A 26,630-nucleotide genomic window follows, 5' to 3' on the forward strand; every position below is an offset into this window, starting at 1 on the left:
CCACGCGGGTTAAGTATCAGCGTCGTACCCGGACGTAGCGACGGATTAGGTGGTGGTACATCCGTATTGCCGATCGCTACGACTGGTCTCGAACCGTGAGAACCGGAACTGGAGCGTTTCGGACGATTTCTTCGGCGACGCTGCCCGAGAGCAGGTGCTCGAGCCCGGACCGACCAGCTGTTCCGACGATCACCATATCGACCGAATTCGTCTCCGCGTAGTCGACGATCTGTTCCTGTGGGACGCCATGACGAATGTCCGTGGTCGCGTCGATGCCTGCTCGAGTCGCCGCTTCTTCGGCCTCGTCGGCAGCTGTAGCAGCTTCGTCATCCGGATCGGTGCGAAGCCGATCTTGTTTGTTCTCCGCCTGCGGCCCCGCTTCGGAAACCGACAGCACGTGGAGGGTCGCATCGAGCTGGTCGGCGAGGTCGATTCCGTGCTCGGTTGCCTGACGAGCGGCATCGCTGCCGTCCGTCGCAAGGAGCAACTCCTGATACATGATCGTCCGTTCGAGCGACGGTGGGATACATCCCGGACCTGCCGTTGCCTGCCGACGACCGTCACGTCACCGCCAAACCGCTGTGAATCGATCGCAATCAACAGCGCGTTGCCCGGCGAGGGCGGCCACACGCGATCGCTGTGGGAATCGAACTCTCAACCGTCGCTCAGAACAGCCCGAAGATATTGAACCGAACGACCGCGAGGTACAACTGCCCGATCCCGGCGACGATCATCACCACGCCCGCGATCCGTTTTAGTAGCCCGGAGTAGGCCGTCAGCCGACCAGCACCAGCGACGAGTCCCATCCCCGTCGCGACGGTCAACGAGACCATCAACACGACGACGCTGCCGACGTAGGTCCCAAGGAGGACCACCGCATCGGCCATCGACAGCGAGAGCGCACGGGTGACAACGCTGATGAACAGCGGCGCGACACAGCCCGCCGACGCGAGCGCGTAGCCGACGCCGAAGATCGAAAAGCCGAACACGCTCGAGCGGACGCTTTCGGGAGGGTAACCGAAAACGACGGCGCGCGGCCGGCGACGATCAAGGCACCGAGGACGAGCAACACGAGGCCGGCAGACGGCTTCGAACCACTTGATCGACGACAGCGTCGACTGGCCGACCCAGAACGTCGCCCCGAGCAGGGTCGTGAACGTGACCAGGACGCCCAGCCCGGCGAACAGCCCGCGGCTCAACGCACCGCCGAGCGACGCCTGCTCGCCGTCGGTCTGGCTCACGTAAAAGCCGACGTAGCCCGGCAACAGCGGGTACGCACACGGCGAGAAAAACGTCGCGATGCCGGTCGAGAGTCCGAACACGATCGACGTGGTCAGTGCGGCGTCGACCATCCTTACTGCCCTCCAGCCGCGAGTGCTTGTTCGATGCCAGCGACGAGTTCGTCGGCGGTTTTGATGCCCGAATCCGACCACTGGACGGTTCCCGACGCGTCGATCGCGACGGCGGACGGATAGCCGCCCGCGAGATATCTGGCCGTCAGTTCGGCAGTCGGGTCAAGCCCAAGCAACCAACTACCGTCGTGTTTCTCCCACCAGTCAGCCAGTTCCTCGTTCGGTATCGATTCACTCGTGACCGACATAACAGCACCTCGTCGCCGATCCGCTCGTTCGCCTCGGCGAGTGCCGGCATCTGCTCGACACACGGCGGACACCACGTTCCGAAGAAGTCGAGGAACGTCGCCCGATCAGCTGCCGGAACGCGGAACGCATCGGCTTCGCTGCCCGGCGCATCGATCGTCTCGATCGTGAGCGGCTCCGTGTTTGTCGAGTCGGTTTCGTTCGAATCGCCGGGCTGTGACTCGCCAGTTCCGGTGTTGCCGTCCAGCGATGGCGGCCCACGGACTGCCATCACGCCAGCACCAGCGACGACGCCCACGCTCCCGAGACCGGCGAGGACGTCCCGTCTGCGCATTTACTCCGTCACCACCGTTTCGACGTCGTCGATGACCTTCGACGGGTCGATGGAAGCGCCGTTCGGATATGCACGCTCAACGATGCCGCGTTTGTTGGCAAGCAGGATCAGATTGTAGTGGGGGAACATGTACTCGAGATGGTCGTACTCCGGGGCATCCGTCTTCTTGAACGGCAGCCCGATGTCCTCGGTCATGATCGTCTTGGCTCTGTCGTACGTCTCGGGTCTGAGGAAATGCCAGTTGTCAGCCTCGGCGTCGACACCCTGCTCGTCGGCGAACGTCCGCAGTTTCGATTCGGTGTCTCGTTCCGGATCGAACGTCATCTCGAGGAGCGCCACGTCGTCGCTGAAGCCGTTTTCAGCGGCGACTTCCTGGGTGCGCCGCAGCCGCAACGTGAGCGCTGGGCACATACCATCCGGGCAGTTCGTATAGACGAACGTCATCAACACGGCCCGCTCACCCTCGAACTGGTCGGTCGAAATCGTCTCGCCGATCAGGGGATCAGGCAGGCTGAGCGATGGCAACTCATCACCGTAGCTCGGATGTGAGGACTCGCTTAAATCCATCTCCGGCGGCTCAAGGATGGTGTTAGGGGCCCCAGAATCCGAAGATCCGTTTCCGGTTTCCCCTCCGCCGATCGTTCCATCGAGACAGCCGGCAACACTCGTAAGTCCTGCAATTCCGACTGTTCCAAGATATGTCCGCCGGTCCATATTCGAGTTCTAGAAGCGGTGGATGAAAGGTCCACTGGTTCTCCTCACGAAGGGGCGTCACGTAGCAGTCGCTTACTGACATTGGCTTCAAAAGACACGGAAACTGACCAGAACGGAGAAACACATACCGGAAGCGACACCTCGGGTATCACGTTCGACCAGTGAACCAACAGGCGTTTTGTCGGGGGTTCCCAACCACGGGCTAATGAACCGCCGGGCTTTCCTTCGTGGTACAGCCGCAGCTGGAGCCGTCGGGACTGTCGGCCTCGCCGGCTGTCTCGAGCAACTCGGGTTCGAAGAAGAATCAGCCTTTGCGAACCCACCGCTCGTCGAAAACCGGCCCGATGCCGTCTATCTCCCTTCTTCACGCGACGCGATGGGAATGTATGGGATGGCAACCGACGGCGACTACGCCGCGATGCTCTCGTATACCTTCCCCCACCGGTTCTGGACCGTCGAAGCAACCGACGAGGAGAAAGAGCTCATCGAGATCACCGCCGACGACAGCCTTCATCTCATGGTCACCGTCTGGGATCGTGAGACACACACCGTCCTTCCGGTGGACGCACGCATCGAAATCCGTCAGGACGGGGAACTCGTCGATATCGGCTCCTCATCGCTGTGGCCGATGATTTCCCAGCGGATGGGCTTTCACTACGGGGACAACATCCAGCTGCCGGGCGAGGGGCAGTATACCGCCCGGATTCAAGTCGGTCCGGTCACTCTCGAGCGAACCGGCGCGTTCGCGGAGCGACTGGGCTCGCTCGGCTCGCTCGAGATCGACTTCGAGTACGTCCGGTCGGACATTCACGACCTCTCGTTTGAGACGATCCCCGAATCACAGCGGGGGAACCGCGAGGCGTTATCGCTCATGAAGATGGAACACGGCGGCGGTGACGGCGGGCACACGCCGATGGGACAGGCCACGCCGCTCGAGGAACTGCCTGGGGAGTCACTCGACGCCCAGCGCAGCGGCGACGCGACGTTCGCCGCGCTCGTCTCCGATGCCGACCGGCTCGCGGACGGTGGCTCGTATCTGGCAGTCAGTCCCAGAACGCCGTACAACCGGATTATCCTGCCGTTTACCTCCCTGTCTGCGACCGTCGAACGAGATGGGACACCCATCTACGACGAGCCGCTCACGCTCACGGAGGCGCTCGATCACGAGATTGGCCACCACTACGGCGTCACAGTCGATGAGATCGCATCAGGTGATCGCGTCACAGTCACCGTCGGCTCATCGCCGCAGGTGTCACGACACGATGGATACGAGACAGCGTTTTTCGACTTCGACGACGTGACCTATACCGTGTGACTCGCCTCGGGGTCAAGCCTCATCCGCTGATAAAGCCAATCGTACGGTTCGTGAACGGAATGAAACGAGTCCCTGTCAGTACTGTACGATTCCGATAACTATCGGGGACAACCAAATACGTCTACGGTATGTCTCGGACAGGAAATGCAGACATAAATATCGGCTGTCCGGAGTGTGATGCGACGGTTGCCACGTCCCTTCCACCAGGACCGGGGATTCACACGGAGAACGATTCGAACCGGCTTCTCGGGAAAGAGACACAGTGTCGAAACTGTGGCCACGAACTCGAACTCTATTACTACTGAACTGACAGCGCCGCCAGCAGTTTCGATGCAACAGGGGCCCACATACCGTGGCTGTAACCCACACACCGGGTTTCCGGTGAAATCGTCGGAGACACAGAATCGGCCTCGAGTGATCGAGGTTGTTCCGACACCGAAACCTGGCAGCGACGTCCTGTGGCTGACACACACCGGGTTTCCGGTGAACGACATCGTGATTTCACTGGAAAGCGGACGGCAGTCGGTGGGGCCAGTCAACGACAGTGACGAGGCCAGTCTCTAGTCCCCACTGCCAGTCACTGCACACCCGATCGCACGAGGGCTATGTGATAGATATGTCAATCGCTTCAGTTATCGACGCCACCAGCGAACAAACACACCGGGTTTCCGGTGAATTCGATTCGTCGGTGACATCCTCCGCGCCGTAAACGGCGCGGCTTCCCGTACTGCGGGTGGGATATTTGCTGGTCTACGACACGACCTGTTCTCTCGTCTGAAACGTCCCGCTCTCGCGGTCGAACAGGTGTACCGATGGCTGTGCCACACAGCCGTTACTCCTATCCTCACCGTGAAGACTCGGAGTTATCTTCTGGCGCATGTTTTCCGCTCCGTTACAATCCGCGTTGGCTACCAACTCACACGACTCACAGACGTACAGGCCACGTTCGACACGGTTCGACTTCGTCGCATCGCCACAGCGTGAGCAGGTCTTACTGGTATCCCACTCGTTCTCCTTCAGCACCTCGACGCCACGAATCTCGCCTTTGTATGCGAGGTACTGGTAGATGCGGTCAAACGCCCACGAGTGCAACTTCTTGTTCCCCGTCTTGCCCCAGTCGGACTCTCGAACGTCTTCGGGCCAACTCACCGCGAGCGTGCCAACACCGCGTTCGACACACTCCGTGATGATCGTGTCCGTAAGCGTGTGGTAGAAGTGAGTTTCACGGTCTGTGAGTTTCCTGCGTGCCCGCATCGACTTCTCCGAGGGGCCGTTCTCACCCTCAGTGTCGTACTCTGCTCGGGTGAAGTAGTGCTTGTCCTGTTTGAGCGAGTTGCCGGGGTACAGGATGTACTCGTCGGGGAATGCGACTGTGGCGATGTTCTTGATACCGAGATCGATACCGGCCACTTCGTTGCCTGCTGAGTCGTTGGTTTCGAGTTCGACTTTGCAGACGAAGTGCAGTTCCCACTCGTCGCCATTCCAGACGGCTCGAACGTTCTGCACCTTGTTGACTTCTGAAAGGTCAACGTCGGGGCGGATCTGGTACTCGCAGAGCAGGAAGTCCGACCAGTGTTCTTTCAGGTTCTTGCCCTTTGAGAGTCGGACGCGGTTGTGTTCGGGGTCGTGTTTGAAGCCGTCTGCTTTGAACGTGACCGTACTCTTGGGTCGAGTGTCGCCGTGTTTACGGTAGCCGGGAGGATTCGCCTCGTCAAACTTGTGTCGCAAGTCGAACCATGACTGGAAAGCGTCGGAAAGTTCTTCGATGACTTTCTGACTGGATTGTGCGTTCAGGTCTTTCCAGCACGACTGGTTCTTCATGTACGCTTTGAGCGTTCCTTCGTCTGGTATTTCGCCAGCTTCATCCCAGATGCGGTCTGCTGTCCAGCGTGCGACGTTCCAGATTTTCGAGGCGGAATCACCGAGCGAATCGAGGCCATCGCAGACCTGTTGCTGGTTCTGGATGGAACCAACATAGGTTCGAGTGGCCTCAACCGTCATACATAGCCTATGTAGACAAACCTACTTAATCATTCAGATTAGCGTGGAATATCTGGTCTGTTATTGAGCGGTGGATCCCGTAGTTGAGTGACGCGATTCACGCCCGCCGTGAACGGCGGGATTCTCTCGCTGGTTAAAGATAGGAGCCGTGACGAGTTGGATGAGCCAGTGGCCCAACTGTACAGCTTGAGAACGAGCCTCGTGTCACGAATAGGAACAGCAGACGACCGCTGTGATCGAACCAAGGACTCTCACGAGTCACAGGCACATGGGTAGCAGGTGCCATGCTCGCGCGGACACACACCGGGTTTCCGGTGAAACGGTACGAACAGCCGGTGGCCGTTTCTAGCGACGCTGTCGAACGCACACCTGATTTCCGGTGAAACAAGCAGGGAAAGATCGAAACCTCGGACGTGTATCTACTAAACAAGGAAAGCACCCAACGGAACGGAGTATCGAACCGTAATAGTAGGAGAAAGTCGAAATATATAGCTATTGTTAGCTACCTAATAGCATTTCTTGCTCAAAATAGGAATATATAACTTGTTCATATGAGTAAAGTCCATTAAGTGAATTAGAAATAACTATAATAGATATCGATTAGATATCACTGCAATCGAACCGACGCTCTCTCACTGACAACCCGTTTCGAGTGCGGTCACTGAATATCGAACACCATCCCTGAGTACGACGGCAGCCTCGAGCGAAAATCGAGGCGATAACGTGTCTGTTGCCGCAGAATTTCATATGCATCCTCGTGTCGTACACCGTGTTTCCGGTGAAACAGTGACCGCGTAACCGCCGCTTCGACTGCACCCCACAGTGGATTTTTGCTGTTTCACCGGAAACACGGTGTGTGTGTCGGCAGCCGTCGACCGACTCTCACGGTCACCGACTGATGGCGTCTCGTCTCGATCAAATCATCTAATCGGCCGCGTCTCGCCTCCTTGCGACCGTCTCAGTGGAATTCAGTCTTGCCTTCGGATCGTCGCGGCCAAACGGAACAGCTATTTCACCGGAAACACGGTGTCCCTCTATGTCGAGTTCCGGCGACGATCTGTTCACCCGCGACGATCCGATCTTCGAGAACAAAGAACTCCTCGAGATCAACCATCTCCCCGAAGAGGGTCGGATCGTCGGCCGCGACGACGAGATTTCGGAACTTGCAAACGCGGTCAATCCCGCGATCTTCGGTCAGAGTCCGAGCAACCTGCTGATCTATGGGAAGACGGGAACTGGCAAATCCCTCTGTGCGAAGTACATCTCGGAGCGGCTGGTCCGCGTTGCGGGGGAAGAAGGCATCACGTCGGCGTTCGCTTACGTCGACTGCGCACAGGACAACACGGAAACGCAGGCCGTCCAGACGATCGCTCACACGTTAAACGAGCCAGCGGTTACCGATATTAGAATTCCCGACAAGGGTCTCAGCACGTCGACCTACTACAAGCGCCTCTGGACGGTGTTAGACACCCAATATGACGTCGTCCTCGTCATTCTCGACGAAGTCGACAAGCTCGACGACGACGACATTCTCATGCAACTCTCGCGCGCGGGCGAGGCCGGCAAGCTCGAGTCGTGCAAGATCGGTGTTATCGGGATCAGTAACAAAATCAAGTACAAGGATCGGTTAGACGAGCGAGTCAAATCGAGTCTCTGTGAACGCGAGTTCGTCTTTCCTCCTTATGATGCAAACCAGCTCCGAGAGATCATGGAGGCCCGCAGTGACGCGTTCAAAGACAGCGTCCTCGAGCCCTCGGTCATCCCACGCGCTGCGGCGCTTGCGGCCCGCGAACACGGCGACGCCCGCAAGGCGATCGACATCCTCCGGTATGCCGGCGAGATCGCCCAATCGAACGGCAACGAGACCGTTCAGGAAGAGTTCGTCGTCCAGGCTCGCGAGCGGGCCGAAACGGACCGCTTCCGGGAACTCATCCGCGGCTCGACGCCACACTCGCGGTACGTTCTGCAGGCGCTTGCAGTCCTCTCGCTCAACACGCCAGAGGAAGACGGGTTCCGGACGACGAAGATCTACGACGTCTACGAAGAGATCTGCCGACAGGAACGGTCCGATCCGCTCTCCCTGCGGCGGGTTCGAGACCTTCTCAAGGAACACGCCTTCCTCGATATCTTAGAGCAGGCCCGCCGGAGCGGCGGCAGCGCCGAGGGGAGCTATACCGAACATCAGTTGCTCGAGGACCCCGAAGTCGTTCGAAAAGTGCTCGTCGAGACTGACGACGCCTGAACACTGCGACCGTCTCGCGTCAATCCTGTCTCGCTGTGCTTGATTCTAGGATCCGTATTGTTGACTCTTCAACACCTCTCCCAGTCGATTTCACCGGAAACACGGTGTCATAGCTCGCAGGTCGGCCGCGACCTTCTTCTCCGTATCACCGTCCAGTTTCCCAGCCACGCGGCGTGTCGTTCAGTCGCTCGACACCGTCGTCGGTGACGACCACGAGATCCTCGATCCGGACGCCGAACTGTCCCTCGAGGTAGATCCCCGGTTCGACGCTGAAGACCATGCCGGGCTCGAGGCTCGCGGTCGTTGCCCGCCGCGATGTAGGGCGGTTCGTGGACCTCGAGGCCGATGCCGTGGCCAGTGCGGTGAACGAACGCGTCGCCGTAGCCAGCCGCTTCGATGACTGATCTGGCGGCATGATCGATTGTGTCTGCGGTGACGCCCGGCTCGACGGCGTCGATCGCGGCTTGCTGTGCGTTTCTGACGGTCTCGTGGACGCGCTCGTACTCGGCGGGTGGATCGCCGACGACGATGGTGCGGGTCTGATCGCCTGGATACCGGCCAACTCCCGTCTCGAGAGCAGCCGAGACGAACGCGCCGAAATCCAGCACGATGGGATCACCGGCTGTGATCCGGCGCGACCCGCTGTGATGGTGCGGACGGGCACCGTTCGGGCCGGCAGCGACGATCGTCTCGAAGGCTGGCTCTTCGCCGCCTTCCTGCGGCGAGCAGCCGATCGATCTCGCTTGCGAGTTCCGATTCCGTCATGCCGATCAGTTCGTCCCCACGCTCGCGGATCGCGAGTGCGACGCGATCCGCAAGATCGCCAGCGCGACGAAGTGCCGCGAGTTCGACATCCTCCTTGCGGATTCGGAGCGGCTCGAGGACGGTACTGGCGAGCCCGAACGTCGCGTCCGGCAGCAGGGAGCGAAGATCCTGCGTGAACGTCGCCCACATCCGGTCGTCGACGAGGACGGTCGCTTCGTCTGATTTCTCGAGCGAGTAGCTCGAAAGCACGCGGTCGACACTCTCGAGTGGATCCTCCTCGTCGGTCCAGCAGTGCAGTTGTAGATCCGCGATCGGCAGTGCGGCAAGTTGGGCCTCGTACATCGCCGGCGCGACGATCGCGGGATCGCCGTCACGAGGGACGAACAGCAATAGCGGTCGTTCCGATGGCGATTCCGCGAAGCCGGTCAGATAGGTCAGGTTCGGGCTCGGAAAGCAAACCGTCAGATCGGCCCCGACATCGGCGAGCCGATTCTGACAGGCCTCGAGTCGGACGCTCGAACGGCGTCATGGAGACGGATTCACTCGAGCGAGCAATCAACGTTTGGTTACCGCTGATTACGATCGCGATCGTCACAGTGCTCCAGCGACCCGTGTTTCGGCAGACTCTCTCCGCAAGCGGACAGTCTGCCATCCGTGGGGACTAGTGGGAACCTATTAATCCACCAGCGAGTGCAGGCCGCGAAGCAACCAGTGGAGAGGCTGTGCTGTTTCAGCGAATGCGAGTTCCAGAGCGGTTGCCGACGACGACTGTGTCCGATCGACAGTATCGAACTCGAGCCAGCGACCGCGGACGAACGGCCGACGCGTCCGGGGACGACGGCCCGAGCTGTCCCGGGTCGCTGATCGTCGTCTCGAACCGCCAGCCGTACCGCCACGAGTACGAAGACGAGTCGGCTTCGGACTCTCAGCCTGATCCCAGCAGCGACGAGAGCTCGTCGCTGGGGACCGACAGGCGGGCTCGCTCGCTCGAACGATCAGCGATCGATCACGGTCGACGAGCCGACCGGCGGACTGACCGCCGGCCTCGACCCCGTCGTGCAGGAAACCGATGGAACCTGGATCGCCTGGGGCGATGGTGACGCAGACTTTGCGGTCAGCGGACGACTGCAACTGCGTGGCCGTCCCACCGGACGAGGAGGCCTACACGCTGCGCCGACTCGACCTCTCGGAGGAGGCGATCGATGCCTACTATTACGGCTTCAGCAACCGCGTGCTCTGGCCGCTCTGTCACGGCTTCCCGGATCTCATCGAGAATCGACCAAACGACTTCGAGTGGTATCGGCGGGTCAACGAACAGTTTGCCGAGGCGGTCAGCGAACACGCCGACGAAAACGCAATCGTCTGGCTGCAGGACTACCATCTCGCGCTCGCGCCGCGGTTGATTCAGGGATCGATACCTGACAGCACGACCGTCGCCCACTTCTGGCATATCCCGTGGCCGATACCGGAGACATTTCGACACTGTCCTGCCGGGGGCCATCTCCTCGAGGGACTGCTCGGCAACGACCTGCTCGGGTTCCACGTCGAGGGGTACGCCGACCGCTTTCTCGACTGTGTCGACCGGTTCCTCCCGACCGCTGACGTCGATCGGACCCGACGGACGATTCGCTACGATGAGCGGACGACCCGCGTCGTCGCGACCCCGATGGGGGTAGATGCCGAAGCATACGACAGTGACGCACGTTCGACCGACCGCGACCGCCTCACAGCGCTGTTCGAGGAGTACGGAATCCCACAGGGAACGACGCTCGGACTGGGGCTCGATCGCCTCGACTACACGAAAGGGATTCCGGAACGACTGGCAGCGCTCGAGCGATTCTTCGAGCGGAATCCGGGCTGGCGCGGCGAGTTCACGTTCGTCCAGAAGGCGACGCCCTCACGGACCGAAATCGGGACCTATCAGCAATACGGCGATCTCGTCCGCAGCGAGGTCCAGCGGATCAACCGCCGCTTCGGGACCGCCGACTGGCGACCGATCGTCTACACGGAGGACGTCCTGCCACGGGAGGATCTCTGTACGCTCTATCGCCACGCCGACGCGATGGTAGTAAGCTCGCTGGTCGACGGAATGAACCTGGTCGCCCAGGAGTACGTCGCAGCGAGCGTCGACGGCGATGGCGCATTACTGCTGAGCACTCGAGTCGGTGCCCACGAGCGGCTCGGCTCGCACGCGTTGACGATCGACCCCGCCGATGTAGAGGGGGTTGCGGCCCAACTCGAGTACGCGCTCTCGATGTCGGCGCACGAACGCCAGCGGCGGCTGAACACGCTTCGCCAGCGCGTCTTCAGCGGCGACATTCAGTCGTGGATGGCGACGCAGTTCGACTGGATAAACCGCGTACACGACGACGCCGGGAGTTCCGACAAGTCCGGCCGAACCAGGAGGCGCACGGACTCGGAGTCCGACTCCCGAGAGCCCACGCCGCCAGTGTGACCGATGGGGGATCCTGACACACCATCACCGCCACAGCCGCTCGAGGAGCAGTGGCCACGGGTTCGGGCGACGATTGACGACGCCACTGGCATCCTTGTCTGTCTGGATTTCGACGGGACGCTCGCCCCGATCGTCAAGGATCCCGATGACGCGACGCCGACCGAGCGCAATCAGGAAGCGGTGACGACGCTCGCGGACACACCCGGGGTGACGACGGCCGTCGTTAGCGGTCGGGCCCTATCGGATGTTCGCGAGCGCATCGACGGTCCGTCGATTTACGCCGGCAATCACGGCCTCGAGCTCGCCCGTGGGGAGGATGTCACCGTCCATTCGATCGCCCGGAAACACGCCACTCGAATCGAACGACTCTGTGCTGTCCTCGAGGTCGCTCTCGCGTCCGTGCCGAACTGCCGGGTCGAAAACAAACGCCTGACCGGGACGGTCCACTTCAGAGCCGTTCCATCGGCAGCCGTCCCGACCGCCCGTCGGATCACCCATGACGTTGTCGACAGCGTCGGTGGCGACGCCCTCGAGATTTCACCCGGCAAGCAGATCCTCGAGATTGGCCCGGAGTTGGCGTGGGGGAAAGGAGACGCAGTCGAGGTGGTCGTTGCCGACGAGCCCTCCGAGACGGCCGTTATTTACGTCGGTGACGACGTCACTGACGAGTCGGCGTTCCGAACCGTCGAACCGGACGGACTCGGAATCAGGGTCGGCGGCGACGAGCCCTCGCATGCGTCTGCCCGCGTCGAGTCGCCGGCGGACGTCGCGGACTTTCTCTCGTGGCTCGGCTCGACCGGCGTCGATTTGCTCGAGTGAGCCGTGCTGTCGACCGTCGAGCGGGTGAAACTGGCGGGGCTTGCTCCCGAAGACACGGCGTGTCATCGGCGCAGCATACATGAATGCTGGTAACAATTACCAGTGCCGATTAACCTGTTCGAGCCGAAAGTATTAGTTACCACTGGAAATATAGTGCGGTACGAGAGTGAACACACGTGAAACTCCGCCAACCAACTGATTTCCTCATCCTCGAGGCGCTCGAGGACAAGGGCCGCAACGTCGCAACGAATCTAGCTTCGCACACGGGGAAAAGCCGAAGAACATCAACACGAGACTCCCAGTGCTCGAGGATTATGGACTCGTCCGTAAAATCGGCCCCGCAGAGCGGTCCGGGCTCTACGAGATCACCTCGATGGGGAAAGCAGCACTGGTGTACCAGGACCAGTACGACGAAGCCGACGACTTCGAAGCGCTCATCGAGGGGCCAAACGCCAGCGCCGACGCAGACGGAGAGGCGCAGGCGAGTTTCGCCCGTGGTGACACGGACAGCGACGACGACGAGTGACGAGTGGGTACGGCCCAGGTTCGGCCAGCGGGCCGAAACCGGATGCCTCGAGTGGGCTCAACATAGTTCCGTTCTCGACGTGGGGCGAACTGACCGGTCAGAGAGCGACATCGCCGTCGTAGCTCGCGAGTTCTCGGACGAGCGCACGATGAAAAGCTGAAGCTAAGTGCTCGGTGCCGACCGTTCGTGTCGGGAATCGTCGTCCCACAATGTGAGCGATCGTGATCGTACGCAGGATCCCACGCATAGCTGCTGAGCATCGGCGTCGCTGACGACGGTGTCGCCGTCGACAAATGCGGTGCCATGTTTGTGACCGAGGCCGAGTGCGTGGCCGATTTCGTGGAGGAGGACGTGCATCGTGTGTGCCGGCATCGTATTCGGCGAGATCGATCGCGGCCCGTCGTCGACGAGCCGTTTCGAACGACTCGAGGGCAGCGATATGTCGCGCTCCACCGACCGATGCGACGTGTGGAACGCCGTAGCCGGTGGGTGCCGTTTCCATGCTCCCGTCCGTGACCAGCAGGTTGACGTCCTGAGGCCTGGTTCCAGCTCACGGCCACCGAGGGCACCCGTCGCGACGGCCATCGGCCACTCGCCGCGGCTGGTGAGGCGAGCGGCGTCTTCACTCGAAACCGAGACGGTCCCACCGGTCGAGACTGCGAGCGTCCAGTACTCGAGCGAGAGGGTCGCGGTGAGATACTCGCGGATCCGCTCGGCGACGCCGTCGTATGTCGTGGCCTGTTCGGAGAGCCAGACTCGAATCTCGAGCGTGTCGGAGGCTCCACGTGTCGTATACGCGAGCGTGCCGAGCGAGACCGTCGAGCCGACCGTGCCGAGGAACGCGCGGCGATTCACGAGCGCGAGTTTCACAGCACATAACCAGTCTCTGTGCCTGAATTTGATCACACATTAAATAACCGCGAGGCAGACACCAGTCCGTGAACGACCGACACATGATGGCCTACGCCGACGACATACGCCGGGTATCGACAACACGGGCACGACATCCGGAAACGCGGATCTCGCGTCCTGCTGGGAGCTCCTCGAGTTCGATCGGGACCAACAGGAGTAACGCGTCGTCGTCAGTTTCGACCAGTCGTCGGTACGGCGTTCGCTGTTGCATGCAAAACGTCCACTCATCGGTCCGCAGCCGGTGACGAACCTGCCAGTCGGTGTAGTATCGACCATCCGACCCTTCGAACACAGTCTCGAACGGCAGTGCTACCACGGCTATCCCACCCCCCACGATTGGGCGACTGCTGTCGTCTCGGACATTGCTATTCGATTGACTGACTGTCACGCGTATTGGCCCTCGGGTTCATATAGCCGACGTTTAAGCATCCGTGACGGTCTTCAAAGAGTGCAACTCTAGCTTCCGTGATAGTCGGCCAGACCAGCACGTTCTGCCGAGAGCGGACAGGCAACGAAATCGATGCTAGTCGGCTGTTTGGACCGTCTCACACGCTCTGACGGTTTCTGACGATCCATCACCGAACGACGGTCATCAGACGGGTGCGCTGGTACCCAGTGACAACAGACAGCGTCACTCGGTACTAGTACCAGTACCGGTGCTGTCCTCGAAAAATTCTCCGAGAATCGAGTTTAGTCCCTTTCGGAGATGTTGATGCATCGTCGGCGGCGAGATGTTCATCGCCTCGGCGATATCCTCGCCGGTACTCTCTCGCGGCCAGTCGAAGAACCCACCGTAGTAGGCGAGTCGTAACGTCGTCAGTTGGCGGTCAGTGAGCTCATCGAGGATTCGGGTTCGCCGCTCGGCTGCTGTCCTGACCGCTCGATCGACCTCTCGTCTGGCAACGAGCTCGGCGTTCTCGTAGACGACAGTCAGTGCCTCGGCGATCTCCCGGATATTGGCGTCCTGTGACACCTCGATCAGACAGGTTCCAACACCATCCTCGACGGTGACGTCCCGAATCGTCGACCCATGGTTTGCAAGCGTGCGGACGGCCGATCTCCGAAGCCGCAACTCGATCGTACAGCGCTCGTCGCCGTCGTGAATGAGCCGACACTCCTCGACGGACTCGTGTGTCGTCGCCTCCTCGAAGACCGTTTCACCGTCCAAGCCGTCGACGGTTACGTACTGGAAAAGACGCCCGCCCGACGTCGTGCCAGCCCACTCGAGCGAGCCGGTACAGTCGTATTGCTCGGAGAGATCGAAGCAGAACGTGTCGCCGCCGTCGATCCGGAACTCGAGTTCGACGACGGAGTCGGCAAAGAGTAGCTGGCGGTTTTTGACGGCCATGATGGTGAACCCGATCGTCTCGCCGAGCAGTCTGAACTCGGCTCGCTCGCGCTCGCTGAAGGCGTCGTCGCGACTCGCAAGCACGGTGAGAACGCCGTAAGTCGCGTCTTCGTGTGTAATCGGAACGACGATGCCGGATCTGACACCGTCTTCGCGGGCCGCCGCCCGGAGTTCGTCCGGAAGCGACTTGTTCTCGATGATGCTGTTCGTCGTCTGCACCTCGCCCGTTCGTGCTGCCTGCGCGACCGGGTTCTCGTACTCGCCGGTACAGTCACGCACACACTCGAGGATGGTTTCGGCGTCGCCCGCGCCGGTCCGGTATGACAGCCGGCCGTCGCCGGTCCGTTCGGCGATCCACGAGCCACAATACAGCTCCGAGTCGACGAGTTGTTCACAGACTTCGCGTTCGATGGTATCTCTGGCCGGTGCCTCGACGAAGCGTCTCGATGACCTGTCTGACGACGGCATTGATCCGATTTAAGCGTCTCGAGTTGGTCCTGTCGCGAGCGGAGTCTGTCGCTCGCGTTCGACGCGTTCGGTGAATGTCTCGTGCGAGCCAGACGACGGCAGCGTCGTCCCTGAATCCGCTCGTCGATCGGGACGGACGCGGGCCTCGAACTGGCGGCGGCCATCGGTGGTGTCCGTCCTGGTACTCGATCGACTGTACGCCGCCAGTTTGGATCGCTCGGTCGAGACAATCCTGCAAGTCCGCTGCGACTGCATCGGGAAACGCGTCCTCGAGCGTGGTGCCGACCTAATTCGTCGGCGGGAACGGTGTAGAGGATCCTGCCGACTCGGGACGGACCTTCGCCTCGAGATAGGTGCCGTCCTCACCGATGACGAACGCTTCATCCGGGAGTTCGGTGGCGAGGATATTGTGGTACTGGCTGTCGCCGTCATCCGATCGGCCGCTGGTTTTGGATTGGACCGTCGAGACGATCCGATCGATCGGATCTTCGTCGCGCTCTGTCGGCACGTATTCGGTCGCGTCAGCACGGAGTGCCACCGTCGCGAGTCGCTCGCTGCCCTCGTGGGGTGCAACGATCGTCGGCACAGCCGGCAGGTCAGCGTGGACACGCTGTAACAACGACTCGATGTCGCCTGGCCGGTCGAGTTCGAGCACGACGGCACTCGGCGTGATCCGTGCCGTCTCGCTGACAGCTGCCGTGTCCTCCGTACTGGAGAGTGCCGACTCCCCACTGTGTTCCGCGTTCGTTTCCACTCCGCTGTCGCGTTCGGTGTCGGCGGGCGTCGTCATCGCCTCGAGGGGACACTCGCGATGGCGAACCGTTCGCACGTCGCGCTCGGTCGCCTGTTCGAGCCGTGGTCGAAGACGGCTCTCCTGGGTACGGGTGTCGATCACGATGACGATCGGTCTCGAGCACTGTCTTTCAGTCATTCATATCGCTCCGTCCAGCCAGTCCGCATCTGTTCTCTTCTCTCACAACTATGTCGTGGAATAAAAAGCCTGCTGGTCATCGGCTGACTCGCTTATCCACCGACGAGAACCGGACGACGACTGTCCGTAGCCTACAGTTCGTCTTGCTTTTTGAGCTCCCGGAGCAGGTCGTCGACGAGGGACTCGACATCGTCGTAGGGGAAATCCCCGCCCGTGGTCTTGGTGTTGAGTTCCATCGCGGTCATCGAGAAGTCGCCAGACTCGAATTTCGTCCCTGGGCCGTCGGGCAACGCCGGGACGAGGTCCATCGGACTCGAGACCGGATAGTCGGCAGCTTCGAACGCGTCGATCATCTGCTCGCGGAGTTCAGTTTCGTCTACCATGACAGTCCGTCCTTTTGCGCGAACCCCAATAACTCTGCAGGAAGACACGAACTGGACCTCGAGCCGTGATCGGCGCGTCGCTGTGCGTCTACGTCGGATCGGTCACGTCCGACAGTTCGCTCCACTGTTGGATTTCCAACCTGAACGAGATTGGCGAAACAATAATTAATGAGTACCGACCAGTCTAGGGAAATGGCGAAAGATACCGTCAGGTACCCCGACGACGTGGTCGAAGAGATCGACGCACTCGTCGAAGACGGTATGTTCGAGAGTAAGTCCGAGTTCTATCGGTTCTCCGCGGAGTACGTTCTCACGCTGATCAACGACGATCACGACGTCAAGACGTTCAACTTCGACGAGATCCAGGCTGAACTCGATATCAGCGACCGCGACCACGCCGAGGCACTCGGGACCGACGGTGGGACGTTCTTCCTCGATGCCGTCATCAACGTCCGCAAACACGGACTGCGTGGCAACTACGAGGCCGCAGAACGATTCATCGACACCCACTACGACGAGACCGACCAGGAGTGTATCATCCTCGAGGAATTGCTTGGCACCTACCGCGACGGAGCATAGTCGCTTCCCGTCTCTGCTGGCTCGTCTCGCCGGCTATTTTTCACTCGTCGAACGGCTCGCCAAGTGCTACCAGATTGACGTGTTCGCTGACGAGTCGTGCTGCGCGATCGTACGGCGTTGGCCCGGTCGTATCCGAGTCCGCCGACGGTGACGCGTCCGTCCCTGCTCCCGACGGCCAGTCGACCCCCGCCGTCGCCGCGACGTGTTCCAGAAACGCCGTCCGAACCGATTCGTTGTCGAACAGGCCGTGCAAATAGGTTCCGAGCACCTGCCCTTGGGCCGCACTCGAGTCGCCCAGCGGCCGGTGGACGTCCTCGAGCGCCTGCGTCCGGCCCGCATGGATCTCGTACCCTGATGCAGGCCCGTCGGCACCCGCAAGCAGCGGTGACGCAGCTTCGTCAACGGGAACCGACGTCTGCTCGAGGCGTTTGTCCCCCTCGAATCGGGTTTCGACCGGCAGCAGGCCAAGGCCATCGACGGTATCGTCCGTGCCCGTTCCCTCGAGTGCGGCGTTGGTGATCCGCTCGCCGAGCATCTGGTAGCCGCCACAGATCCCGACAACCGGGCCGTCGAAGGTCGAAAGCGCATCGGCGAAGCCAGCCTCGTGCAGCGCCAGCAGATCGTCGACCGTGTTCTTCGTCCCTGGGATGACGACCTGCGTCAGGCGTCGACGTCCTCGAGCGGGTCAGCTGTCCCGTCGCCGTCGACCTGGCACGTAGACCACCGAGACGCCGGGTTCGTCCGCCAGCGCCTCGAGATCGGTCGCATTCGAGATCCGCGGCAGCCGGGGGACAGCGATCCGGAGCCGTCGGTCGTAGGGTACGCCATCCTCGTCGCCGACGACACCTCGCTCCTCGCTGCCAGGGAGGCCGACGCTGTCCTTCCTTCTGGGAGGCCAGGATCGTCGTAGGGGAGCACGCCCAGAATCGGCACGCCGGTACGGGATTCGATTTCCTCGATGCCGGGCTCGAGCAGCGACGGATCGCCGCGGAACTTGGTGATGACCGCGCCGACGATGCGCTCGCGAAGCGCGTCGGGGACGAGTTCGATGGTACCATAGAGGCTGGCAAAGGCCCCGCCGCGTTCGATGTCGACCAGCAGGAGGATGTCAGCATCGGCGAACTCGGCCGTCTCGACGTTTGCGAGGTCCCGATCGTGGAGGTTAATCTCGCCGATGCTGCCCGCGCCCTCGGCGATGATGACGTCGTTGTCGGCCGCCAGCCTGCGATACGACTGCTCGGCGGCCTCGCGTGCTTGGTCCCAGTACTCCTCGTAGTAGGTTCCCGCGGGGACGTGGTCGTGGGCCTCGCCCTGCAGGACGAGCTGGCTCTCACCGTCGCCGCGAGGTTTGAGAAGAACGGGGTTGCAGTCGGTGGTCGGGGTCATGCGGGCCGCTCGAGCCTGCACGAACTGGGAGACGCCGATCTCGCCCCACCGGCCGTCAGTGCTGGCGCTTTCGTCCTCGTCGGTCGCCCCGTCTCGCTGGCCGTCCGTGTCCGGCCGAACGACGACACGCGCGTTGTTACTCATGTTCTGGCCCTTATACGGCGCGACGTCGACCCCACGGTCGGCGAAGCAATCGACAGAGGCCGGCTGCGACTGTCGACTTGCCGACGTGGCTCGCGGTTCCGGCGATCAGAATCGTCTTCGTCATTCGGCGTTCCCTCGGACGATTTCGCTCGAGTGGCTTCGACGTATCGGTTCGTCCGTCACATCCGGTACCACAGCAGGTTCCAGTAGACGAGCACCCAGCAGATGGCGACGCCGGCGATCGCGACGGCCGTGTAATGAAGCCGGGCCGGCAGTCCCCACTGGCGCTCGTACCACGCGTGTGCGGCCAGCCCGACCGTCAGGGACGGTTCCGATCGCCCCGAGCAGCGGCACCACGAGCAGCAGCCGAAACCGCAGTGGATCACCGAGCAACAGCCCGGTCGGATCGGTCGCGAGGATCGCCGCGAACGCGACGGCGAAGACGAGAAACGCCCCACTGGTTGCCCCCGCGACCCAGCGGGCGTATCGGAGCGGCGGCTCGGTTCCCTCGAACGCGCCGGCCTGCCCACGGTAGCGTCGCCAGCCGGCAGCAAGTGGCCAGCCGACCACCGTGGCAAGGAAGACCAACAGTGAAATCGCGAGCACTGCGAGGTGGACGATCGGCGTTCTCGCGTCTCGAGAGCCGTTCGAAGGCCGTGACCGGAGTACTGTCGAGAAAGAGATGTGTGATCTCGCCGTCGTCCTCACGGAAGGCGAGCCGATCCGTCCCGTCGACTTCCGTAAACAGGAGCGGTTCGACTTCCATCCACCGTGTCGTCTCGCCGCCGAGGGATTGAGTGATAAGCCGTCCATCGTCGTCGACCGAGACGGAGATCGTCGAGGGGAATCCGAGGAACTTCTCGGAGGTCGTATACGGAATCCGGTTCGAGCGGTAGGTGCCGGTGATCGCATCAGCTCGCTCTGGCGGGCCGTTTGGCTCCGAGCATCTCAGACTCCGATGCTGCGTCCGCGACGTACTGTTCGAAGAAGGCGTCGACGAATTCCGGTCTCGCCTCGAGTCCGCCCACGCTGTTGTACGAGACGAACACCCCCACGTCGTGTTCGGGAAGTAGGAACAGGAGGCTGTGGAACAGCTCGGTATCGCCGCCGTGACCGACCACGCGGATACCGTCTCTGCTCATCTCGTAGAAGCCGAAGGCGATCCCGTTGAGCCGCTCGTCGTGGCCGAATCGCCGCCGATGCATCTCCGCGACGGATTCTGCCTCAAGCAGTCGCCCATCGTCAGTCGCGCCGTCCTGCAGGAACGCCCGTACGAACGACGCCATGTCGGTTGCCGTGGCGCTCATCGCCCCCGCAGGCGGGATGCCGACGTACTCGAACTCGCCGTCGGTACGGCCGTCGGCTCCGTATCCCTTCGAGAGATCGTCCATGAAGTCGTCCGGAGCCGGCTGGTCGAACGTGCTTCGATCCATCGAGAGCGGCTCGAAGATGTCTTCTTCGACGACCGTCTCAAATGACGTGCCGGCGGTTTCGGCGACCAGTTGACCGGCGAGCGCCGACCCGTAGTTCGAGTAGGCCGCGAACTCCCCCGGCGGCCGGACCCGCGACGGCTGTTCAGTTCGAAGCATCTCCGCGAGCGGCCGCAGCTCCGCTTCGTTCCGGACGAACGTCCCCCGGACGCGTTCCTCGAAGCCAGGGGTGTGTGTTGCGAGGTGATCGAGTCTGATCGGCTCGTCGTACGTCTCGGGAAGATCGACTGCCTCGAGCGTCGCGTCGACGTCTTCGTCGATTGCGAGGTCACCCCGTTCGACCGCCTGCATGGCGGCAGTCCAGGTGAACAGTTTCGACACCGAGCCGATCCGGAAAAGCGTCTCATCAGCGTCGACCGGTGTTTCGGCACTGATATCGGCGTAGCCGTACCCCTTCGAGAACTCATCGTCGCCGTCGACGACGGCGACCGTCGCGCCCGCGATGTCGTGGCTCTCGAGGTGTGTCTCCATTACGCTGTCGAGAAACGCCTCGAACGCGTCGCGATCGGCAAGGGGGTTCACTTGCTGCTGGATCTGCCTCCTTGCTGTCTGGGCTGCGTTGACCGTGGGTGCGGCCACCGTTGCACCTGCGGCTCCGATGCCCGCGAGGACCGATCGCCGCGTCGGGTCGGGTCGACTCACGGATTCCGCCACCTGTCGACACAGACTCCGACTCGCTCGATAGCGCTCACGGCCGTCGGTTTGTCCTCCCGGCAAATAGCTCATGATGATAACTCCCGTACCGTGAGAGTCACCGGTCGTCACTCCCGGCGATACCGCCGCTCCCAGCGTGGGCCGGCGCGACTCGAGAGGACAACTCCGATGACACCCATCACGACCCCGCCGACGCTGAGCGCAGCAGCGAGTTCGATGGACGGCGGGACGACGACGAAGCCGGCAACCAGCGTCGGCACGAGTGCGACGGCCACGCCGACGGTAAACGTCGCGAAACGAACGGCATCGAAGAGGAACTCGTTGGGGTCGAAGCCGGCGATGTAGACCGTCAAGCCGTAGTAGTACAGCGCGTAGCCAGCCAGCAGGATCGCGCCGACGACGGCATCGAGCAGCGCCGCATTGAACCAGATAACGGCCGCGAGATAGGGCACAGCGACCGTCGGCGCACCGACGAAAATAAAGGCGATCCGCTTGGCACGGAAGACGTCCGCGATCGAGACGGGATAAGCGAGGTAGGCCTCGAGCGAGTCGAACTGGGTCAGCCAGTTGTAGGTCGTGAACGCCGAGAGCCCGAGGACACCGCCGAAGAAGATTCCCGGTGCGGGCGCAATCCCGGTGATCGAATCGACGACGCCGACCAGCGCGGCCACCAGCGCGAGCAGGATCGATGCCGAGACGAACGGTTTCCAGACGCCGCCCGAGGAACGCGCGAGATCGAGTAGTGACTTCGTGACCAGTGGCGCGTTCTCGAAGGGGAGTGCCCCACTAAGCCAGGCAAAGCGATCGGTCGCGGTCCGCGAGGGCCGACCGTACGTCGGATCGTAGACCGCAAGCGACACTGTCGCGACGACGATGGTCCCGATGGCCAGCCCGCCCGCGGTGATCGCGGAGCCGCGTCCCGGCACCAAGACGGATTGAACGGCACCGAGGCTGCCCGTGGCCCAAATGCCGACGACGGCGAGGCCGACCGCCAGCCCGATAGCCCACGGCGGCACGCCGCGAGTTCGGATGGCGATTAGCCCGACGGTCGTCGCCATCCCGGCCGCGAAGACGAGACAAAGCGATAGCCAGAACAGCCCGACTGCGACCGGCGTGGCGGCCGAGAGTCCTGTTAGGGCTGCGCTCGAGAGTGCCATCGGCAGCACGAATGCAACGCCGTAGAATAACGCGTCCTTCAGGAGAAAGACGCCGAGCAACCGCCGCCGCGAAAGTGGCAGTGTCTGTGACGAGGAAAGTAGCAGTGACAGCCGGCCGAAGACGTTCTCGAGCATATCCGAACCCGCGAAGCCGGCGGTGCCGCTATAGAGGCCGAAGGCGACGGCGAGTGCGTGCAGGCCACCGACGATCGTTCCCTGCGCGGTCCCGGTCTCGAGTAGCGCGACCGTCCCGCTCACGGCGAGGGCGGCGATGACGAGCGGAAAGAGTGCAAAGCGCCACCCGCCGAACAGTTGGGTGTGCATTCGCCACTCTTCGCGGAAGAGCACCGCGAGCAGCCGCCGGGTCGAAAGGCCACCTCCCGCATCCGTCCGATCGCTCGTCACAGAGCCAGTCATGAGCCCAGGTGCTCGAGCGTCGGCGTATCTCGCGTCTCTTCGGCCTCGACACGTTCGAGAAAGAGCTCGAGCAGCGATCCCTCGCCCTCATCCGCACCGTCGTCGAGCGAGCGTTCGGTCACGAGCTGACCGTCGGCGACGATGCCGACGCGGGTACAGATCTCCTCGGCGACGTCGATGTTGTGTGTCGAGACGAAGACGGCGTTGTCGCCGGCCGCATAGGAGACCAGGAACCGCTTGACTTGCTCCTGGACGAGCGGATCGAGGTTCGCCAGCGGTTCATCGATGAAGACGACATCCGGTTCGTGGATGAACGCCTGCGTGATCATCACCTTCTGTTGTTGGCCCCGGGAGAGATCGGTATGCAGCGTCTCGAGCTTGCTCTCGAATCCCAGTCGCTCGGCCCACGCCGCCGTCTGGTCGGCAACCCGGTCAGCCGAGAGATCCCGTACCTCGCCGACGAACTCGAGGTACTCACGCGGCGTCAGAAAGCTCGGCGGCGATCCCTGTTCTGGCAGGATGCCGACTTTTCGGCGCGTTTCGAGCGGCTCCGTCGCCGGATCGGTCTCGAGGACACGCACCGTTCCCGCATCCGGGTGGATCTGCCCGGTTAACGTTCGGATCGTCGTCGTCTTTCCGGCCCCGTTCGGACCGAGAAAGCCGTACAGTTCGCCGCGCTCGACGGTGAAGTTCATCCCGGCGACCGCCTCGACGGCTCCGTAGGACTTTCGTAGCCCGTCTACGCGAATTGCACCCATTTGAACGCCGATCTATTCACAGGAGCTGATATTAATGGTGCTGGTCGCAGAACCCACATGCACTCAGTTCGTGTCACACTCGTGCAATGAGAGGGGGACAGCCGTCGAACAGACTGCACTGTCCGCAATCTTCAACGGTCGGCCGGCCGAACCCTCGCGTATGATTACAGGCGAGCGAATGGCCGCTGTCGACGCAAACGCCGCGGCGCTGGGCGTGTCACAAAAGCAGTTGATGGAATCGAGCGGACACGCGGTCGCTCGAGCGATCCGCGAGATTGCCGACCCTGGCGCTCGAGTCGTCATCGTCGCTGGCCGGGGGAACAACGGCGGTGACGCGTTCGTCGCCGCCCGATTTCTGGACGCCTACGAGGTCGCGACGCTACTGCTCGGTCGCGCCGAGTTGATCGGTACGGATATTGCCCGTGAGAACTGGGACGCACTCGAGCAGGCGGACTACGACACCCGCGAGGCGACCGACTCGAGCGCCCTCACACCGGACTCGAGTGCGTTCGATCTCAGTGAGGCGGACGTGATCGTCGACGCGATGCTCGGCACGGGGATCAGCGGCGACCTTCGGGAACCAGCAGCGACTGCGGCGGCGGCGATCAACGACGCTGACGCGACCGTCCTCGCAGTCGATGTCCCATCCGGCTTCGACGCCGACGGGGGAGATCATGCATCTAACGGCGTCGAAGCCGACCACGTCGTCACCTTCCACGATACGAAACCAGGGCTCGATGACCTCGACGCCGAGCTCACCGTCGCTGACATCGGGATTCCGGCTGCCGCCGAACGGTTCGCCGGGCCCGGCGATGTCACCCTCGCCCGGCCACAGAGTCGCGACGGCCGCGTCTTCGTCATCGGCGGCGGCCCCTACACTGGCGCGCCGGCACTCGCCGCACAGGCAGCGCTCCGAGCCGGGGTCGAACTTTCGTTCGTCGCCGCACCGGAGTCCGTCGCCGGCGAGATTCAGAGCTACGCCGAGGACCTCATCGTCCAGCCCTACGGAAGCGACCGCCTCTCGCCCGACCAAGCCGACGATCTCGCCGAAACGGCCGAACGCCACGACGACATCGTCGTCCTCGGTCCCGGCCTCGGGACCGCAGATGAGACGCTCGAGGCGACGCGCCAGTTCCTCGCGTCCTACACGGGGCCGGCGGTCGTCGACGCCGATGCGCTATCGGCCGTCCCCGAGATCGAGACCGAGGCGACGCTCGTCTGTACGCCCAATCGCCGGGAACTCGCCCGGATGGGCGGGCCGGACACCGATTCGCTTCGCGACGCAGCCGACGAGATCGAGGCCTTTGCGGCCGACCTAGGCCACGTCGTCCTTGCAAAAGGCGTCGACGACGTGATAACCGACGGCGATCACACCCGGATCTGCCGGTCTGGAACGCCGGGAATGAAAGTCGGCGGCACCGGTGACTTGCTAGCTGGGATCGTTGCGGCGCTGCTCGAGGAGGCCGACCCGCTCGAAGCTGCGACGGCTGGCGCGTACGTCAACGGTATCGCAGGCGAGCGTCTGGCCGACAGCGATGCACTGGGCGTACTCGCCTCCGAGATGCTCGACGAAATCCCCGCGGCGCTGTGGGGTGAGACAGATGCGTGAGAACGACGACGCGGCCGACGATCTCACCCACACCACCGACGAAGGCGACGTCCAGATGGTCGACGTCGGCGACAAACCAGACAGCGAACGTCGCGCGGTCGCAGCCGGCGAGATTCGGCTCCAGCCGTCGACGATCGAGGCCATCCGCGCGGATCAGGTGGGCAAGGGCGACGTGCTCGCGACCGCCCGCGTCGGCGCGATTCAGGCCGTTAAACACACGTGGGAGACGATTCCGATGTGCCACCAGATCCCGATTACGAACGTCGACACCGACTTCTCGCTCGCCGAGGACCGAATCGAACTTCGGGTCGCTGTCGAGACTACCGGCAAGACGGGTTGTGAGATGGAAGCGCTCGAGGGCGTGACGACCGGGCTCAACGTCGTCTGGGATATGGTCAAAGCCGTCGAGAAAGACGATGCGGGTCAGTATCCCGACACCGGGATCGAGAACGTGCGCGTGCTCACAAAAGAAAAACAGCGGGCGTGACGGGTGGGTGAAATGATGTTGCAGACATCGCTCTGTGACCTGCTCGAGATTGACTATCCGATCGTCCAAGCCCCGATCGGAAGCGCCACGTGCCCCGAACTCGCAGCAGCCGTCTCGAACGCCGGCGGTCTCGGTCACCTCGCAGTGACGTGGCGCGACCGAAAGACGACTCGACGGGTAATCCAGGAAACCCACGAGCTGACTGACCGGCCGTTCGCTGTCAACCTCGTGTGTGACGATGCGACGACGACCGTGGACACCGACGAACACCTCGAGGTCGTTCTCGAGGCCGGGGCCGAAATCGTCACCCTCTCGTTCGGGAGCGCGGATCCCTACGTCGATCGCATTCACGATGCGGGTTCGCTCGTTTTCCAGACCGTCGGGAGCGCTGCAGAAGCGCGCGAAGCAGTCTCCGCTGGCGTCGACGCCGTCGTCACGCAGGGCCTCGAGGCCGGCGGGCACGTACAGAGTGAGGTGTCGACGATGGCGCTGGTTCCCAGGGTTGCGGATGCCGTCGGCGATGCGGTACCGATCGTCGCCGCTGGCGGCATTGCCGACGGACGAGGGATTGCGGCTGCGCTCACACTAGGCGCTGACGGCGCGTGGCTCGGCACGCGGTTCGTCGCGACCGATGAGGCACGCGTTCATGAGACGTATCTCCGCCGACTCCGTGAGAGCAACGAAACCGACACCGAGTACACCTGTCTTTTCGATAAGGGCTGGCCAGGAATGCCCCATCGTGTGTTGCGAAACAAGATGCTCGAGCGATGGGAGTCAGCAGGACGGCCACCACCAGGCGATCGTCCCGGTGAGGACGACATCGTTGCACGGACCGACGACGGTGACGGCGAACCGATCGAACGCTATGCCGAAGCCCTCGCGACGCCGGATGTTGAGGGAGATATCGACGACATGGCGCTGTTTGCAGGGCAGAGCGTCGGGCTGACGGACGATATCCAGCCCGCGGAGGAACTGCTCGAGGAACTCATCGTGGAAACGCGTGACGCGTTTGAGGGTTCGGGACGAGACGGCTGAGTGGTCTCTCTTTGAGGTCTTGATCATAACCCCTGTTACGGACCATCAGATTCGCCTCGAATGCTAGTGCTGAGTGAAAATCCGATCCACAAGAACAATAGTC

General features: G+C 62.2%; 16 protein-coding genes and 8 pseudogenes. 9 read left to right on the top strand and 15 right to left on the bottom strand.

The features are described 5' to 3' along the window. Positions 1-76: 76 nt before the first annotated feature. The 4 genes and pseudogenes from BDK88_RS09935 to BDK88_RS09950 all read right to left on the bottom strand — a co-directional run bounded on the left by BDK88_RS09935 (position 77) and on the right by BDK88_RS09950 (position 2,646). Positions 77-499, bottom strand: coding sequence for a universal stress protein (locus tag BDK88_RS09935; RefSeq protein WP_130500282.1), 423 nt, complete (start codon positions 497-499; stop codon positions 77-79). A 166-nt stretch (positions 500-665) separates the two neighbouring features. Then, positions 666-1,352, bottom strand: a pseudogene (locus tag BDK88_RS09940) (cytochrome C biogenesis protein). A gap of 2 nt (positions 1,353-1,354) precedes the next feature. Further along, a pseudogene (locus BDK88_RS09945) lies at positions 1,355-1,932 on the bottom strand (TlpA family protein disulfide reductase). Next, positions 1,933-2,646 (bottom strand): SCO family protein, encoded by a 714-nt coding sequence (locus BDK88_RS09950; RefSeq protein WP_130500283.1) that lies wholly within the window; start codon positions 2,644-2,646, stop codon positions 1,933-1,935. Positions 2,647-2,851: 205 nt separating this feature from the next. On the opposite strand from BDK88_RS09950, the gene BDK88_RS09955 reads away from it, so the two are divergent. After that, a complete protein-coding gene (locus tag BDK88_RS09955) occupies positions 2,852-3,961 on the top strand; it encodes an iron transporter (protein WP_130500284.1) in 1,110 nt (369 codons plus the stop codon). A 750-nt stretch (positions 3,962-4,711) separates the two neighbouring features. Here the strand turns inward: BDK88_RS09955 and BDK88_RS09960 are convergent. Beyond that, positions 4,712-5,962, bottom strand: a complete 1,251-nt coding sequence (locus tag BDK88_RS09960) for an RNA-guided endonuclease InsQ/TnpB family protein (protein ID WP_130500285.1) — start codon at positions 5,960-5,962, stop codon at positions 4,712-4,714. A gap of 1,036 nt (positions 5,963-6,998) precedes the next feature. On the opposite strand from BDK88_RS09960, the gene BDK88_RS09965 reads away from it, so the two are divergent. After that, entirely contained in the window at positions 6,999-8,204 is a 1,206-nt protein-coding gene (locus BDK88_RS09965) for a Cdc6/Cdc18 family protein (protein WP_130500286.1), read from the top strand. A gap of 145 nt (positions 8,205-8,349) precedes the next feature. On the opposite strand, the pseudogene BDK88_RS09970 reads toward BDK88_RS09965, so the two are convergent. Continuing rightward, positions 8,350-9,498 (bottom strand): annotated as a pseudogene (locus BDK88_RS09970) (M24 family metallopeptidase). A 208-nt stretch (positions 9,499-9,706) separates the two neighbouring features. Between BDK88_RS09970 and BDK88_RS09975 the strand changes: the two are divergent. From BDK88_RS09975 to BDK88_RS09985, 3 genes and pseudogenes are all read left to right on the top strand, one after another. Further along, positions 9,707-11,424: pseudogene (locus BDK88_RS09975) on the top strand (alpha,alpha-trehalose-phosphate synthase (UDP-forming)). A 3-nt stretch (positions 11,425-11,427) separates the two neighbouring features. Continuing rightward, positions 11,428-12,243, top strand: coding sequence for a trehalose-phosphatase (gene otsB / locus BDK88_RS09980; RefSeq protein WP_130500287.1), 816 nt, complete (start codon positions 11,428-11,430; stop codon positions 12,241-12,243). 176 nt (positions 12,244-12,419) lie between these two features. Then, positions 12,420-12,769 (top strand): annotated as a pseudogene (locus tag BDK88_RS09985) (winged helix-turn-helix domain-containing protein). A gap of 97 nt (positions 12,770-12,866) precedes the next feature. Here the strand turns inward: BDK88_RS09985 and BDK88_RS09990 are convergent. The 4 genes and pseudogenes from BDK88_RS09990 to BDK88_RS10005 all read right to left on the bottom strand — a co-directional run bounded on the left by BDK88_RS09990 (position 12,867) and on the right by BDK88_RS10005 (position 16,811). After that, positions 12,867-13,624, bottom strand: a pseudogene (locus tag BDK88_RS09990) (peptidase M10A and M12B matrixin and adamalysin). A gap of 106 nt (positions 13,625-13,730) precedes the next feature. Continuing rightward, a complete protein-coding gene (locus BDK88_RS09995) occupies positions 13,731-13,997 on the bottom strand; it encodes a hypothetical protein (protein ID WP_130500288.1) in 267 nt (88 codons plus the stop codon). A 315-nt stretch (positions 13,998-14,312) separates the two neighbouring features. Continuing rightward, positions 14,313-16,428: pseudogene (locus tag BDK88_RS10000) on the bottom strand (bacterio-opsin activator domain-containing protein). Between the two features lie 131 nt (positions 16,429-16,559). Next, the gene (locus BDK88_RS10005) at positions 16,560-16,811 is read right to left on the bottom strand and encodes an MTH865 family protein (protein WP_130500289.1); all 252 of its coding nucleotides are present in this window, start codon (positions 16,809-16,811) and stop codon (positions 16,560-16,562) included. 192 nt (positions 16,812-17,003) lie between these two features. Here BDK88_RS10005 and BDK88_RS10010 point away from each other — a divergent pair, with 192 nt between their 5' ends. After that, positions 17,004-17,390 carry a ribbon-helix-helix domain-containing protein gene (locus BDK88_RS10010; RefSeq protein ID WP_130500290.1) on the top strand — a complete coding sequence of 129 codons (387 nt, stop codon included), beginning with the start codon at positions 17,004-17,006 and terminating at the stop codon, positions 17,388-17,390. A gap of 40 nt (positions 17,391-17,430) precedes the next feature. Here the strand turns inward: BDK88_RS10010 and BDK88_RS10015 are convergent. The 5 genes and pseudogenes from BDK88_RS10015 to BDK88_RS10030 form a co-directional block, all read right to left on the bottom strand. Next, positions 17,431-19,044: pseudogene (locus tag BDK88_RS10015) on the bottom strand (cobyric acid synthase). Beyond that, on the bottom strand, positions 19,041-19,526 hold the full coding sequence (locus BDK88_RS21540) for a hypothetical protein (protein ID WP_207225268.1): 486 nt from the start codon (positions 19,524-19,526) through the stop codon (positions 19,041-19,043). Before BDK88_RS21540 ends, BDK88_RS10015 begins: the two are co-directional and overlap by 4 nt. Before the next feature lie 305 nt (positions 19,527-19,831). Beyond that, on the bottom strand, positions 19,832-21,052 hold the full coding sequence (locus tag BDK88_RS21545) for a serine hydrolase domain-containing protein (RefSeq protein WP_207225269.1): 1,221 nt from the start codon (positions 21,050-21,052) through the stop codon (positions 19,832-19,834). Between the two features lie 119 nt (positions 21,053-21,171). After that, positions 21,172-22,638 carry a hypothetical protein gene (locus BDK88_RS10025; protein WP_130500291.1) on the bottom strand — a complete coding sequence of 489 codons (1,467 nt, stop codon included), beginning with the start codon at positions 22,636-22,638 and terminating at the stop codon, positions 21,172-21,174. Then, positions 22,635-23,396, bottom strand: coding sequence for an ABC transporter ATP-binding protein (locus BDK88_RS10030; RefSeq protein ID WP_130500292.1), 762 nt, complete (start codon positions 23,394-23,396; stop codon positions 22,635-22,637). Before BDK88_RS10030 ends, BDK88_RS10025 begins: the two co-directional genes overlap by 4 nt. Positions 23,397-23,556: 160 nt before the next feature. Between BDK88_RS10030 and BDK88_RS10035 the strand changes: the two genes are divergently transcribed. Genes BDK88_RS10035 through BDK88_RS10045 form a run of 3 tightly spaced genes read left to right on the top strand, consistent with a single transcriptional unit; the run spans position 23,557 to position 26,527 of the window. Then, positions 23,557-25,005, top strand: coding sequence for an NAD(P)H-hydrate dehydratase (locus tag BDK88_RS10035; RefSeq protein WP_130500293.1), 1,449 nt, complete (start codon positions 23,557-23,559; stop codon positions 25,003-25,005). Continuing rightward, the gene (gene moaC, locus BDK88_RS10040; RefSeq protein WP_130500294.1) at positions 24,998-25,492 is read left to right on the top strand and encodes a cyclic pyranopterin monophosphate synthase MoaC; all 495 of its coding nucleotides are present in this window, start codon (positions 24,998-25,000) and stop codon (positions 25,490-25,492) included. Before BDK88_RS10035 ends, moaC begins: the two co-directional genes overlap by 8 nt. Positions 25,493-25,504: 12 nt before the next feature. Continuing rightward, on the top strand, positions 25,505-26,527 hold the full coding sequence (locus BDK88_RS10045) for an NAD(P)H-dependent flavin oxidoreductase (RefSeq protein WP_130500295.1): 1,023 nt from the start codon (positions 25,505-25,507) through the stop codon (positions 26,525-26,527). Positions 26,528-26,630: the final 103 nt, after the last annotated feature.

The organism is Natrinema hispanicum, from assembly GCF_004217335.1.
GTDB lineage: Archaea > Halobacteriota > Halobacteria > Halobacteriales > Natrialbaceae > Natrinema > Natrinema hispanicum.